The organism is Flavivirga abyssicola (assembly GCF_030540775.2).
In the GTDB taxonomy this organism is placed as follows: domain Bacteria; phylum Bacteroidota; class Bacteroidia; order Flavobacteriales; family Flavobacteriaceae; genus Flavivirga; species Flavivirga abyssicola.
In genome coordinates, this window is record NZ_CP141266.1 from 4,583,744 (window position 1) to 4,599,017 (window position 15,274).

Annotated in this window: 7 protein-coding genes; 1 reads left to right on the forward strand and 6 read right to left on the reverse strand. The window is 34.5% G+C overall.

Going from position 1 to position 15,274, the window contains the following annotated elements; genetic code table 11:
* Positions 1-27: 27 nt before the first annotated feature.
* Positions 28-1,899 carry a tetratricopeptide repeat protein gene (locus Q4Q34_RS19195; RefSeq protein WP_303318038.1) on the forward strand — a complete coding sequence of 624 codons (1,872 nt, stop codon included), beginning with the start codon at positions 28-30 and terminating at the stop codon, positions 1,897-1,899.
* 115 nt (positions 1,900-2,014) lie between these two features.
* Here the strand turns inward: Q4Q34_RS19195 and Q4Q34_RS19200 are convergent, their stop codons facing one another.
* The 6 genes from Q4Q34_RS19200 to Q4Q34_RS19225 all read right to left on the reverse strand — a co-directional run bounded on the left by Q4Q34_RS19200 (position 2,015) and on the right by Q4Q34_RS19225 (position 15,274).
* Positions 2,015-3,202 (reverse strand): IS4 family transposase, encoded by a 1,188-nt coding sequence (locus Q4Q34_RS19200; protein ID WP_330444553.1) that lies wholly within the window; start codon positions 3,200-3,202, stop codon positions 2,015-2,017.
* 122 nt (positions 3,203-3,324) lie between these two features.
* Positions 3,325-4,695, reverse strand: a complete 1,371-nt coding sequence (locus Q4Q34_RS19205) for a pyridoxal phosphate-dependent decarboxylase family protein (RefSeq protein ID WP_303319199.1) — start codon at positions 4,693-4,695, stop codon at positions 3,325-3,327.
* Positions 4,696-4,698: 3 nt separating this feature from the next.
* Positions 4,699-6,291: a bacillithiol biosynthesis cysteine-adding enzyme BshC gene (gene bshC, locus Q4Q34_RS19210; protein WP_303319200.1), complete on the reverse strand. Its 1,593-nt coding sequence runs from the start codon at positions 6,289-6,291 to the stop codon at positions 4,699-4,701.
* A gap of 72 nt (positions 6,292-6,363) precedes the next feature.
* The gene (locus tag Q4Q34_RS19215) at positions 6,364-7,080 is read right to left on the reverse strand and encodes a hypothetical protein (protein WP_303319201.1); all 717 of its coding nucleotides are present in this window, start codon (positions 7,078-7,080) and stop codon (positions 6,364-6,366) included.
* A complete protein-coding gene (locus tag Q4Q34_RS19220; protein ID WP_303319202.1) occupies positions 7,077-12,836 on the reverse strand; it encodes a T9SS type A sorting domain-containing protein in 5,760 nt (1,919 codons plus the stop codon). The genes Q4Q34_RS19215 and Q4Q34_RS19220 overlap by 4 nt, the downstream gene beginning before the upstream one ends.
* Before the next feature lie 56 nt (positions 12,837-12,892).
* The gene (locus tag Q4Q34_RS19225; protein ID WP_303319203.1) at positions 12,893-15,274 is read right to left on the reverse strand and encodes a hypothetical protein; all 2,382 of its coding nucleotides are present in this window, start codon (positions 15,272-15,274) and stop codon (positions 12,893-12,895) included.

Consider the following 15,274-nt stretch of genomic DNA (forward strand, 5'->3'; position numbering starts at 1 on the left):
ATCAAAAAATACAATCTAACCTAAAAAATGAAGCGCCTCGTACTTTACCTGTCCCTTGTACTTATTCCTTGTTTTTTAATATCTCAAAACGATAAGAAAATTGATAGTCTTATTAAATTATCTAAAACATTACCAGAAAATGAGACTAAAGCTGCCATACTAGGAACTATTTATGAGGAACTTATGTTTAAGGACTCTAAACTCTCTTTTGAATATGCAAAAAGAAGTTATGAATTGTCTAAAAAATTAAATTACCAAAAAGGCATCGCATCGGGTTATTTGCATTTTGCAGATTACTACAAGGATCGTGGAGTATTGGATTCTGCCAGGCATTATTATGCAAAATCTTTAAATGGATTTAAACAAATGAATTCAACGAAAGGGATACTATTTGTTAACCATTCCATGGCATCGTTTGAACAAAATTTAGGGAATTTTGATAAAGCTTTAAGCTATGCCTATGAAAACATTAATATTTATAAAAAAAGAGATAGTATAGAAGGTACAAATCATAATTTCTTTAATCTTATTGGTTCGGAATACGAACTTATAGGTGGTATACATAAAGAACTTGGAAACTATCATATAGCGTTAACCGAAACTTTAAAGGCATTAAATTTCTTCGAACAAAAAAAAGATAAGTTAAGAAAAGGGGATGCTTTATTACAACTTGGCAATATTGAATATTCATTAGGAAATTATGACAAAGCTTTAGATTATAGCACAAATTCTTATTCCATTTATAAAGATTATAAAGATTTACAATACCAGAGTTATGCAGTCAATGATATAGGAGACACCTATGTCAAACTTCAAAAATTGGACTTAGCAAAACAATATTATGAAACGGCCCTTAAATTGGCTACCGACATAAAAAACAAAGAAATTGAAGGAAGCTCGCTTGTTAACTTAGGAAATACATATGCCCGATTAAAACAATATAGCAAAGCTATTGATCTTTTAAATCAAGGCTTAGACATTCATAGAACATTAGATTATAAAAATGCCATAGCCAAAGACCTTAACCATATTGCCCAAGTTGCCATTGAAACGAAAAGGTTTAATGAAGCTTTTAAAAATCTAGATGAATCCATTATGATTTCGTCAAAAACTGGATCAAAAGAAAATTTAAGCGACGCTTATTATTTAAGGTACAAAGCCAATAAATATGTAAATGATCTTAAAAAGGCACTATCCGATCATGAATATTTCGCCACTATAAACGACTCTGTTTTTAATATTACCAAATCAAAACAAATTGAAGAATTACGCACTATTCATGAAACCGAAAAAAAAGAGCAGCAAATTACACTTCAAAAAAATGAAATAGATCTTTTAAAACAGAAAGGTGAAATAAATAACCTTTACAAAATTTTATTTGGCATTGGTTTTTTGTTGTCGCTAATTGGATTTTATGCAGTACGGCAAAAGCTGAAACATAGCAAAATTGAGAAAGAAAAATTAGACCTTGAATTAGAGTTTAAAAAGAAAGAACTAACAACACACGCCTTGCACCTTGCCAAAAAGAACGAAGTCTTAGAAGGCTTAAAACAACAAGCCAAATCGTTTAAAGCTTCGGAAAGTGGTCTAAAAGGCTATAATCAACTAATTAGAACTATAAATTTTGATTTGAAAGACGATAACAACTGGGAAAATTTTAGCAGATACTTTCAAGAAGTGCATAAGGATTTCAACGTTAACGTGAAGCAAAAATTCCCCGAACTAACGCCAAACGAATTACGTTTAATGTCTTTATTAAAAATGAATTTGTCCTCAAAAGAAATTGCCAATATTCTTAATATTTCTCAAGAAGGTATTAAAAAAGCACGTTATAGGCTTAGAAAAAAATTAAACATTTCTACTGAAGATTCTTTACAGGACTTGATTTTAAAAATTTAGTCACCAGTAAATATCTACCACTAAAAGTAATGGCTATGGCCAACCCTTAAAAGGGTTTTAAATTTTTAATTGTTAGACCTGTCAGGTTTTCAAAACATAAGTGTTCGGAAGAGCTTTAAGAGGTATCAAATATATCAGATTTGCGTGGATCTCCCTCGCAAATCACTACTATTTCTCTTATTATTTCCATATTTAGTTCCTCGGTAAATTCGTATTTAGCTATTTTATAACTCTTTACATTGTTTAGTTTTTTGTAAAGCAATAAAAGTATCCCAACAATCATGGTCATATACATCATGACCTTGATTCCGTTTTCACTTTGGTTGACAAGATGCTTAAAATGCAAGTGCTGCTTTATGAACTTAAAGAACACTTCAATGTCCCAACGTCTTTTATAAATCTCGGTAACATCATCCGCATTTAAATCTTCTATATTAGTCAGGAACAGTAACTCTTCCCTTGTCTGCTTTGAATGTGACCTTATAAGCCTGAAGGGTTTCTTTAAAAGTGATTTGTTCTGATGGTACAAGTATACCCTCTCATCACTAAAGATATTTAGAGTATCGGTCTCAATACTGTTTCCCAACCTATTTTGCTCAATGACCTTTATACTCTTTGTCGGGTTTATTCTTGTGACAAAGAAGATGTCCAACTGGTTGAATTCTTGAAACGTTGTTCTTTTCTTTAAACCTCTATCAAAAACGACTACCTCTGTACCCTTGATATTGGCATTAAGAATCGCTTCACGTAAGGTCAGGTCTTCTGCTAAGTGCTTCTGTTCGTTATAAAAACGAATATTGCTCGGCAGGTTGTTGGTCAGGCCAACAGTGAATTTTATCTGTTTCTTGCCATGCTCACCTTTCTTGTTCTTCAGCCCGTTGACCATCCCTTTTTTTAATAGTTTGGCAGAAAGGGACAGGCTTGTTGAATCAAATTGGCGAATATTGTAGGGCTCCTGTTCTGTATCAAAGTATTGTTCGGAAAGCTCATAAACATGGGCATGTATCCTTTCGAAATACTCTGAGTTTATAACGGAAATACGCTCTGACAAGCTACTGTGCCTAATGGTCTGACCTTTTTCTATTCCAGAATAAAGCTTGAATAGGTTGTTGGAAAATGTTTTCTCCATGAGACGCAAACTGATCTTTTTATCGTCTAAAAGGGACATCAGCAATAATTTGAAAACAACTTCGCCTTGTAACTTTTTTGATTTATAGTTTGTACCCGTCTCCAAGGCCAAAGACGTTAAAAAATCATTGCCTATTAGTTTTAATAAACTGTGAACACTAACTTTTTTTCTCATGTAACCTTGATTTAAGAAACTAATGTATGAAAATATGTCAATGAACTTTGCTCTTCCGAACACTTATGTTTTCAAAACCTGACAGGTCTTTAGTCTACCAAACTTACTCTTTTACAATTTTTCTATAACATAGAATCCAAGATCATCTTTATATCCTTTTCTGTAGTGTCAGGGTTAATAAAGCAGAATCTTGAAACAGTTTCATAAGTATCCCCTTTTTTCCATTTAGTTGGCGTTACTAATGCAAAACCTTTTCGATGATTTTCATAAGTCCAATTCGTGTAATCTTCTGGCTTCCATCCTATTCTTCTATATAATACACACGATAAGCTTGGTTTTCGAACGAGTTCTACATGAGGATTTTCAGTAATCATCCTACCTGCTATTTGGGCCAGTTCGATACCTCGCTCTACGGCTTCTTTATATCGGTCTGTTCCATGAGTAGCCAACGAAAACCATAAAGGCAACCCTCTTACGCGACGCGTTAATTGTATTTGGTAATCGGTTGGATTAAAACCATCAGCCCCTTCATCTTTAAAAATATCGAGATACGATCCTTCTTGTGAATGTGCTTCCTTAGCTAATTCCGGGTTTTTATAAATAACAGCACCGCAATCATAAGGAGAAAACATCCATTTATGTGGATCTATGGTAATACTATCTGCCTTTTCAATACCGTTGAACAAATGTCTAACAGAGTCAGCCGCTAAGGCTCCTCCACCATAAGCCGCATCCACATGAAACCATAAATTCTCTTTTTCGCAAATATTGGCGATACCTTCTAAATCATCAATAATACCAGCATTGGTTGTCCCACCTGTTGCTACCACAGAAAATAACCGCTTACGTTGTTGTTTGGTCATACCTTTAATAGTATGCTGTAATTCTTCTCCATGCAATCTATCTTCCGTATCTACCAATAACACATCCACATCTATAACCTTTGCCATAGCTTTTATGGAAGAATGCGCTCCTATAGAAGTAATAATAAGTCCTTTTTCTCCTTTAAAAGCATCATTTTTTCTCCAATATTCTCTGGCGGTAACCATAGCGGAAAGATTTGCTGCCGTACCCCCACTCGTAAAAACACCAAATGCACCATTTGGCAAGCCTGTTAAAGATACAATCCATGTCATAGCTTCATTTTCACAGAAAATACCACCTGCACCTTCCATCCAATAAGCCCCATGAATGCTAGAAGCAGAGGTTACCAAATCGAACATAATGGATGCTCTAGTTGGTGATGCAGGTACAAATGCTAAATGCCTTGGATGATCTATAGGCACTGTCGCTTTCATTAAATATTTTTTCCACAAATTAAAAGCATACTCACCCCCAACGCCTTTATCAGTAATCGTTTCCCCTACCAGCTCTTTAAGTTTGGCTTCACTTTTTGGTTTCCCTATTTTACTTTGCGTTGCAGAAAGTCTATCAATGGCATATTTCATGACATCCATAGTCATTTCAACCAATTCAATATCAATTTTGTGCATCTATTAAAGATTTAGTATTAAGAATTCATCTTTTAAAGGCTCTAGATTTTTTATAAGATTAGGAATGAGTTCCTGACCATATTCTAAATAAAACTCAGAGAAATTAGTATTTCGTTCTTGTAAACTTTGACTAGGGAACAATTGTTCTTGCAACCCGGTTATTCTGGACACTTGATCTGCCAAGGTTTTCTTTTGAGCTTTAAGTAATCTTTTTTCTAAATGCTCCAAGCCTTTTAACTGTTTCACTTCTTGTGCTTTTACTGCGCCAATAAAAGACTTGTCTGTTTGCTCTGCCAAGGCGAATAGTTCTTTAAATTGTGCTTCTAAATGTGTTTTCTGAGGCGAAAAGTCAATATCTATATTCGATATCTGCCTTACTTTTTTATTGATAAAAGCATCTCGTTTTAAAAAGAGATCTTCATTGGAAACATTTAGCTTTTTTAGTTTATCTGCTTGTTGTTTTGTCTGTATTAAAACCGAGTTACGCAATAACAATATAGGAAATGGAACATCAACAGTGTTAAAGAATTGTTTTAATTGAAACCAATAAGCCAACTCACCACCTCCGCCTATGTAGCATAGATTAGGTAATATCACTTCTTGGTATAATGGACGCATAATCACATTTGGAGAAAATCGTTCTGGATGCTCCAAAAGTTCCTTTTGCATGTCGTTCTTGTTCCAATTAATTTCTGTATTCAATACTTTATAAACATCATCTTCAAAAACGATCCGTTCTCGTAAATTTTCTTTTAAATAGAATACATTAATCTCCCTCGGATTCACTTGAATACTGTATGCTTTAGAAAGGGTTTTGTTTGTTCCTGAAACAGATTTAAAAGCTGTCTGATTCAACAATTCATCTTCTATATAAGGAGCGAATTGTTTTTTTAGATCAGTATCATTAGCATCAATTATAACTAAACCATAATCTTTAAATAGCGCATTAGCCAAATAACGTGTGGCATCTGCCAAATTAGTATGCTTTAAGTAAGCGTTGTTAAATAAATCTCTTAAATAATCCGCATTTTTACTAATTCCTAATGCTTTTGAATATAAATTAAATACGTCTTCTAAGCCTTCTAGCGATAATTCTCCTACTGCACCTTCCGACGCTCTATTCCATTGTACTTTCCTGCCTTTAAAATTGAAATAATTAATCTCATCAAAATCATGATCCTCTGTCGCCATCCAATAAACGGGCACAAAATTATATTCAGGATAGGTTTCCTTTAATTCCTTAGAAAGATTAATTGCAGAAACTATTTTATATAAAAAGTATAAGGGTCCTGTAAACAAATTAAGCTGATGCCCTGTGGTAATTGTAAAAGTGTTTTCTAATAATAAACTTTCAATATTCTGAAGTGTTTGTTCTGAAGTTTCTAAGTTATTGTATTGATTTTGAATAGCATGAGTCAAAACAGTTCTCGACTGCACTTTAAAAGCCCCGCGTTTCTCTTCTATTTGGCTTTTGAAATTTTCAACACTTGGAAAACGATTGTAAAACTGACTTAAATTTTCTTTCTCTGCTAAATAATCACAAATCAATGATGAAAAATAGCCTGTTTTATGAAAAGGAATACTTTTTTGCTGCATATATAAGTAAAAAATTATGTAAATATACAGCTATTCTATTTTTTGAAATCCAAAAATTAAGTTAAGACTTTTTTATTGTACTCGAAACTGATATATTCCAGAATCTGAAGTATTCCCTAAGGAATCTTTAGTAATAACTTTCCAATAATAAATGGTGTTTGATGATACATCTACGGTTAATTCATTTGCATTTACATCGCTAGCAATAGCACTTGGTATAGCTTCAGTTCCGAAATAAACGTCATAACCAACAATATCATTATCAACATCACTTCCAGTCCATTGCAAAATCACCCTATTTGTAGTTGTTATTGATTGTGCCATTTCTGGAGTAATAATTACAGCTGGGAATGGGGCATATGATTGCACCCCTGGTCCTGCATTATAAAATTGCCACGTATCACTTTTTTCTGTTTTAGAACCTTTAGTAGATTCTACATACCACTTAAAGGGAGCTGCGCGCTGTATAACAATTGGAATAATATCTTCAGTAGTTTCTTGTACAATAATATTTCCTGTCGATAAATTTTCTACGACTATTTTATAATTGTCTGAGGCATTATCTTTCCATTCAAAAAACACAGTACTTTCTGTTGGTGTTAAATTGGTCCCTAAATTGCATAACGAACTTTCTTGCGGAAAGAACAACTCTACTGCGGAATCTACTCCCGAATCTGGGTTTTCGCCCGTTGGGTTTTCTTCTCCTTCATTAGGGTTATCATCGGAAGAACTTCTGCTACATCCAAAAACTAAAAATACTAAACAAAATATATAAAGTATAGGTCTCATTTTTTTACAATTTTAAATGTGGATGTGGATTCATTAGTTTTAATAGACAGCGAGTAAAAACCATTTGCTAATCTATCTGTATCAACAGTATAACTATTACTTTGCGGGTTTGTTAATGTTTTTGAATATACCAACTGCCCCAAATAAGAATACATGTTTATAATTACTATATCAGATTCATTAGACCCTAAATATAGATTAACTTCATTTTCAAACGGATTAGGATAAACCATCAGTTCATCAGAGACAAATATATTTTCTTCGTGTACGCCCTGACATTCCAAATCGGTACTAATTTTTATAGTATTAGCACCGTTTTGCAAACTTAACTTCATAGTCGTATCTGTTGTACTAAATTTCAATCCATTAAAATCTATATGATAACTAGAACTACCAGACAGGTCTAGGGCAACTTTTTTACCATTGGCACTTTTACTAGCTATAACACTTAATGGCTCTGGCTGGCTAATCACAACATCATAGCAATTTATATAATCTGGCCATTCTTCAATGGTAATGCACATTCTATAGGTACCTGCCAACAGATTTAGGATGTCAATATCATTAGTAAAATGGTATTCTTTATTAAAATCATCGCTTGTTAAAGTAGCTGTATAATTATAATATTCCATGGTTGTAATATTGATTTTACCATTGTTGTTATTCAAGCATGTTTCTCCTGTAATTAAAATAGTGAAGTTATTGTTAGGCAAACTTAAAATTGGACAACCAAATAAATCGACAGACTCGCCAAATAATGTACCTGGACACAAGTCGTCTGCATTGGCGACACCATCATTATCGGCATCGTCGCAAATGGTCTGATAATTTGCTGTAGCATCTTTAAACCAATTATCGTAAAAACCGCTAGGGTTAGATATCACCGCATGGGGGTCATCAACTAAAATGCAACTCAAATCTGGATTGTTAGTTGCATTAAAATTTTCTAGACTTTGGTTGGCACCATTCTGAATATTTAGTTTGTCTTGTGTAAAATTATTAGATTGACAATAGAGTTCTTTTAAATTAGAATTTAAAGTAACCTCTAAGCTCCCTAATTGGTTTAAAGAACAATCGAATTTTTCTAGGCTAACCAATCGATCAACATCTATAGATGTTAGCACATTACCTGAAACATTCAAGTCTAATATATTTACATTTGAATCTAAATTTAACTGAGATAAATTGTTATTAGAAACCACTACAGTTATTAAATTAGGTGCAAAGGATAAATCTAAAGTATTAAGTGTATTATTTGAAGCGTTTAAATTTTCTAAAAGTACATTTCCACTCAAATCCACACTAGTAACTGTATTACCTTCAAAATTTAAATCTGTTAAGCTTATAAAGGCTTCTATTCCTGTTAAATCTGAAATATCCTCATGACTTATATTTAAAAATGAACTATTGGTAATGTTTGCTGTATCTACATAATCATCTAAGGCACCAGAGTCGTAACCCAATGAGATTAAGGCCTGTTCAAAATTATCATCAGGCACGTAAGTTTGTCCGTAATAACAATTTATTACATATTCTGCGGAAGCATCTTTTAGCCATGTAACACCATTAGGAACTACTCCCGTATCAGTTTCTATACAGGTTAAATTAGTGTTGTTTTGAGAATTAAAGCTAATCAGGTTTGAATTTTGACCATTCTTAACATTTAATTTCTCCAGTATATTGGACTGACAACTCAAATTAGTTAACGCAGTATTATACTGAAAATCAAGATCTAAAATCACATTAGAATCACAATTAAAAACTTCGAGTGTTGGAATGACACTAGGGTCAAATTCCGAAAAAGTATTATTCGAAATATTAAGGTTTGTAAGATTAACGTTTGCTGTTAAGTCTAAATTACTTAAGGTCGCGTTAGAACAATCGAGGGTTGTTAATGCCAGATTGTTACTAAAATCTAAATCTGAAAATGTATTATTTGAACAATTAACATGCGTTAAATTTATATTTTCACTCAAATCCATTAAACTTAAAGCATTATTAGAACAATTCAAATCTCGTAATGCTATAAAATCTTCAATGCCTGTTAAATCTGAAATGTTATTTCCACTAATATCTAAATTTTGCAACCCCTCTATTGTTGATGTTAATACGTAATCATCTAATGGCCCCGGATCAAATACCATTAAAGCTTGTTCAAAATTATCATCGGGTACATAAGTTTCTCCAAAATGACAATTTAAACTGTATTGCGTTGCTGCATCTTTTAACCAACTTGCTCCTATGTTGCTAACATCATCAACCTGAATACAATCTAATTCTGGATTATTGCTGGCATTAAAATTCGATATTTCGGGATTTATACCGTTCTGAATATTTATAAAGTCCAATTGGTTACTCGATAAGTTAATTGAAATAGTATCTGGGCAAAAATCTTGTAAATTTTTCGGATTAGCTGGCGGGCATGCCGCTGTTCCCATAGTACTTAAATCTATACCTCCTATTAATTGATTATTGCTACAGTTGAATGTTTTTAATAAACTAAGGTCGTTTGATAACGTTAAATCTGATAGCATGTTTGAACTTATACTAATTTCAATTAAATTCGTATTGTTCATTAAATTTAAATCCTCCAATTGATTACTATTACAAGAAAGGTATTTTATTGAAGGCGCTGTATTAACAAATAATTCATCTATCTGATTATTATCACAATTTAATTGTTCAAGAAGTGGATTTCCATTCAAATTCAACTCTGTCAATTGATTTTGAGAAGCCAACAGCGAAATTAAATTAGGATTACTGGTTAAAACAATATCACCAATTGAATTGTTACTAAAATCTAAAATCTCTAATGCCGTATTTGAATTTATAATAAGCTGGCTTAGCATATTAGAACGGCAATTTAAAGTTGTTAATGCTAAAAATCTATTTACTATCAAGGTTTTTAAAGCATTGTTATTACAACTCATTATTTGCAAGGTTGTATTATCGGCATTATAACCCGTTAAGTTAGCTATTTCATTACTATTACAATTTACTTCTTCTAGAACAATGTTATTACTAATATTTAAACCTGTTAAGTTGTTGTTAGAACAATTAAGGACTTTTAATTGTGTATTACTTGAAATTGTTAGCGTATTCAGATTATTATCTGCACAATCTAATGTTTCTAAGTTCGGGCTAAGTGCCATGTCCAGGCTACTTAAATTATTGCTAGCACAAAACAATTTAATTAAACTATCTGTACCCGAAATATTTAACACCCCATTTAACGCTGCAACGTTATTAGTTAAAAAATGATTTGAATTACAATTAAAAAACTCTAAATTAACCATATCGCTAACATCGAGTTCATTTAAATTATTCCCACTACAATCTAACGCTTTAAGTGACGAAAAGTCTTTTATCCCTCTAAGGTCTTCAATATTTTTATCACTTACATTTAGGCTTAATAGATGTTCTATATTTGATGTTAAAACCCGGCCATCAAGTGCGCCAGAATCTAACCCCAAGTCTATTAACGCTTGCTCAAAATTATCGTCGTATAAAATTGTAAATCGTCCAAATTCGCAATCCTCACTATAGTCTGCTATTAAATCATCTTTTAACCATCCTCCACCAATAGCAGTTTCATCATCTACTTCAATACAATACAAACTATTATTTATAGTCGTATCAAATGTAGCTAAGCTGGCATTATTTAGATTTTTTATACTCAAAGTGAATAGATTATTATCGTAGCATAATAAAGAGGTTAAATTAATATTTGAGCTAAAGTCTAAATTTTCAATTTGATTTGAAGAACAATCAATGGTAGTTAAACTTGTATTATTAGATAGATCTAAACTTGTTAAGGCATTTCCGCTACAATTCAAATTTAATAAATCCTCAAAATCTTGAATTCCTGTTAGATCGTTAATGCTTTGCGAGGATACATCCAGTCCTGTTACTGCTCTTATTTTGCTTGTAGGAACAAAATTATCTATAACTCCATTACCCATACTGGTTGGATCTGCAAGTGGAACCATGCCCCCACTGGCATTATGCGTCTCAAGATATGTTTCAAAATTATCATCAGGCACGTAGGTACCGCATCCTAAATCACTATAATTGGAGTTTGGGTCTTTATCCCATCCTAGTGCAGGAACGGGTAAGTTATCAACCTCAATACAAGATAAATTAGGGTTATTATTAGCATTAAAAGGATTTAATGCAGCGTTATTTGTGTTCTTTAAATTTAACGTTTGTAAGGCATTATCATGACATAAAAAACGTGTTAACGCACTATTATTACTCACATTTAAAGCTTCTATTCTATTAAATGAACAATCTAAATCTTCTAAATCAACATTATGGCTTACATCCAATTCTGTTAGGTCATTATTAGAACAATCAAGTACAATTAATGCCGTATTTGCATGTACTTTTAAACTGTTGAAGGTATAGTTTTTAGAAGCATCGTCTGCATCAACATAAGGTGTTTGCGAAGCACATATTAGCGACTCTAATTTAATATTCTCACTAAAATTCAATGCAGGTAAAATATTATTAGAACAATCGACACTTTCTAATTCTAAATTATTTGATAAATCAATGGATTTTAAATCGTTATTGCTACAATTCAAGTTAATTAAATTTGTAAAATCCTCAATACCTGTTAAGTCTGAAATACCTCTCCCGCTAACATCTAAATCTGATAAAAGTTCAATAGTTGCTGTTAGCACCAAATTATCCAGTTCCCCAGAATCATGTCCTAGAGCTATTAACCGCTCTTCAAATTTATCATCTGGAACATAGGTGTATATATCGTCACAAACACCTGTGTTATAATAGGTCCAATCGTCTTTTATCCAAGCGAAACCTCCTGTGGTGGGCGGTGTAAAACCAGGATCTACTCGAATACAGGCGAGATCTGGGTTTTCTTCAGAATTAAAGGCATTAATTAATGAATTAAATCCATTAGCAATATTTAAATCCACCAACTTATTTCGAGACACGTTAATGGATGCATCTCCCTGACATAGCACTGGCGGATTTGGCTGTGTAGCTGGACATGCCAATGTATTTATGGTGCTGAGATCTAGAGTTGTGAGCAAATTATTAGATACATCAATGTTTTTTAATACCGTATTTGTATTCAGATCTAGTGAGGTTATTTGATTAGATGCACAAAACAAAGATTCTAAATTTGTATTAGCGCTAACATCAAATACGCCGCTAAATTGATTTTGAGTTGCTATAACAGCTTTTAAATTCACATTTTCACTAATATCCAGGCTTTTTAATTGGTTGTTAGAGCAAGTCAATCTTTCTAACAAAGGATTAAAAGCAACATTGCTTTCTTGTAAAGTTAAATCTGTTAATTGATTCCCTGAACAGTCCAGAACTTCTAACGCATTGTTAGATCTTATATCCAAATCGGTTAATAAATTCAAACCACACAACAACGATTTTAAATTAAGGTTTGAAGCAATATCAAGTGATGTTAATTTATTATTGCTACATATAAGCGTGCCTATATTTGCAAAACCTGCAATACCAGTAAGATCGGTTATATTTAAATCACTAATGCTTAAGGTAACCACATCTTGAATTCTACTTGTCAAAACAAGATTATTATTTTCAATACCGTCTCCCATACTGGCAGGATCACCTGCAGGGACTAAAGCCCCACTAGCAGTGTGCGTTTCTAGATAGTTTTCAAAATTAGCATCAGGAATAGGTGTGGTTTGCGCATTTATAAAAGGCAATACAAAGAGCGTTACGATAAAAGAAATTAAAACTTGCTTATTCATTTTTCCTTTTTTTATACAGCAATGTTAAGAGATTGATTCATCGAAAAATTTTATTTTTAATGGTGATGATAATGGACTTGTTCCTCCAGTTTCATTTTAAGTGCTTCAAACGTTTTATTTTTAAAATCCGGATCACTTTTTATCTTTTTCCATATTAAATTGTTCTCTAAATCAACACCATCTGAAAGCATCTGATGCTCTGCCATTTGTAATCCTTCTTCAAAATCATCTCTTGTGATTTGCCAAAAAACAACCTCGCCTTTGTCGGTTTCTATAATCTCATACTTCCTATCGTCATACTTTTCGTTATCTCCATTTTTAACTGTTCCGTTTTTTGATAGCGAGTCTATATGGCCTTCTAGTTTTGAAAGTATATTATGAATTTCTTTTAGCTGTTTTTTTAAATCATAAATCTCCAAATCACGTTGTTCTACTTGTTTTTTAAGTTTTTTCACCATAGGGCCATTATCATTTTCATTTAATCCTACTGCCACATTTACCATGTTAAAACCTAAAATATTCTCGTTTATACCCCATGCCACACCTACAATGTCCTTTACAAGTTCCGAGGTCATTTTAGAAGGGTCTATTGCGATTCCCAATCCATCGTTTTTGCCAGTGGGCACTATATAATCGCCTATTTTAACCTTGCCAAAAACCTTAACGGGAACCTGTCCCATAAAGGCTACTTTTTCATAAGCTTCTTCTTGATCTGGTTGTGGCATATTACCAAGTACTATGGGCTTGAATGACACAACCATCATGCGCTCGGCTCCTTTGGTATGCTTGGAGATCTTACCCCCTTTTACACCAACAATGTCACCGTAGGACATCTTTTCATTGATATCTGCCCGTAGCAGGTACTCCGCATAATCCCCTGCTCCTGATGCGTATGTGACACCTTGGGTATCCGACTTGTTTGTGGCATAGATATCCTCATTGTCATTTGCTCTGATAAGAGCATCTGCAGCAATACCTATGAGTACGGCATCTGAAACAACTTGGTAAATTGCAAAACCAATATCTGCTGGACCAGGCGCTAACATACAAGCTCCAAAACCAACACAAGGTCTGTAGTCTGCATATGTCGTGGCCAGTTGTACCAGAGACAGTGCTTCACTTGCTATGGCAAAGCCTAAACGAAGTTCTGCATCGTAAACATCGTAGGCCATAGACCTAATATCGAAGGTATAATCGCTGTTGTTGTTATTCTCTACTGCGATCTCTCCTTCTATACGCCCCCACATATTGTCGGCATCCCAAAACCCAATAAAATTGTTGCCGTTCCTTCTACTTCCTATCACCTGGATCGCTATCCCCTGGGTACTCCCCTCGACCAGTAACGGGTAGTTCCCCTTTTCAAGTCCTGGGTTGTCGTTCGTGGTCGTTACCTGCAGGCCAGAGACTGGGTGCTCGAATGGTCCCGTGTAACTGATCGCCCCCGTGTGAACCGTGGAATTGATCTTGACCTGCTGGCTCGTCGTGATGTTCAGATCGTCCTCCGTAGTAATGCCAACATTCCCGTTCACCGTGATCCTGTCCGGATAGGTTCCCGATTCCACCGTACCTATCGTAGTATTTCCTTTTAATATGGAGCTTTGCCTAAAGCCCGTACCGTTGTCTATTAGCCTGTCTTGATCTGGTGTACTGGTTATGTTCAGTACCAGCCCCTCTAGGACATCCGAACGGAAGCTCCCCCTGTTCGACAGGCCGTTTGTGTTGGTAAGACCAACAACGTCCAGTGTGCCGTTTAACTTGGTCGGTGCGTTCTCGTCCCATGGGCCACCTTCTACTGCTACGATATCCTCTCCTACGTTCAGAGCTCCCGAAAGGTTTGTCGTACTCTGCCCGTTCACGTTCAGTCCCGCGTTCAGATCGGTTGCCCCATCTACGGTCAGAGTTCCAGACAGGTTCGTCTCGTTTCCGTTGGTTACGTCTAGCGTACTGTTGAGCGTGGTTGGCCCTTCGACCAATAGCTCGCCGTTGAGCGTCGTGTTGTCGTCCACATCCAAGGTCCCTGTTGCTGTAATATTCCTGTGGTAGGCATAGGGAACGAACGTTAGAATCTCCCTGCTCATATCCTCAAAATTGTTGCCCTCTTCAAAGTCTATCTCTACTTTAAGGTCCTTGGGCGTCCCGTCCCAACTGATCTTCTCAAAGGCATCGTGCTCTACCGCCCCTATAATCAGGTTGATCCTACCAAACTCGTCCGTGGTGGTCAACTGTACCTCTTGGAACTCCTCACCATTGCCCGAATCCAGAATCGTAAATCGAATGGCTACCGTGGTACTTGGCAAATAGTTCCCCTCGGAATCTACACCAGGAAGCTCCAGAACATCGGGCCCCACGATCACTGCCTGATAGGTAATCCCATCGGTCTGTCCTAATGATTCCATGACCAAAAAAAGAAATAAGAATAGGGTAAAAATACGTTTCAT

What these genes read in the sequence shown, in the direction of transcription:
- Q4Q34_RS19195 (WP_303318038.1), top strand. Translation starts at nt 28, where the DNA reads ATGAAGCGCCTCGTACTTTACCTGTCCCTTGTACTTATTCCTTGTTTT.
- Q4Q34_RS19200 (WP_330444553.1), bottom strand. Translation starts at nt 3,202, where the DNA reads ATGAGAAAAAAAGTTAGTGTTCACAGTTTATTAAAACTAATAGGCAAT.
- Q4Q34_RS19205 (WP_303319199.1), bottom strand. Translation starts at nt 4,695, where the DNA reads ATGCACAAAATTGATATTGAATTGGTTGAAATGACTATGGATGTCATG.
- bshC (WP_303319200.1), bottom strand. Translation starts at nt 6,291, where the DNA reads ATGCAGCAAAAAAGTATTCCTTTTCATAAAACAGGCTATTTTTCATCA.
- Q4Q34_RS19215 (WP_303319201.1), bottom strand. Translation starts at nt 7,080, where the DNA reads ATGAGACCTATACTTTATATATTTTGTTTAGTATTTTTAGTTTTTGGA.
- Q4Q34_RS19220 (WP_303319202.1), bottom strand. Translation starts at nt 12,836, where the DNA reads ATGAATAAGCAAGTTTTAATTTCTTTTATCGTAACGCTCTTTGTATTG.
- Q4Q34_RS19225 (WP_303319203.1), bottom strand. Translation starts at nt 15,274, where the DNA reads ATGAAACGTATTTTTACCCTATTCTTATTTCTTTTTTTGGTCATGGAA.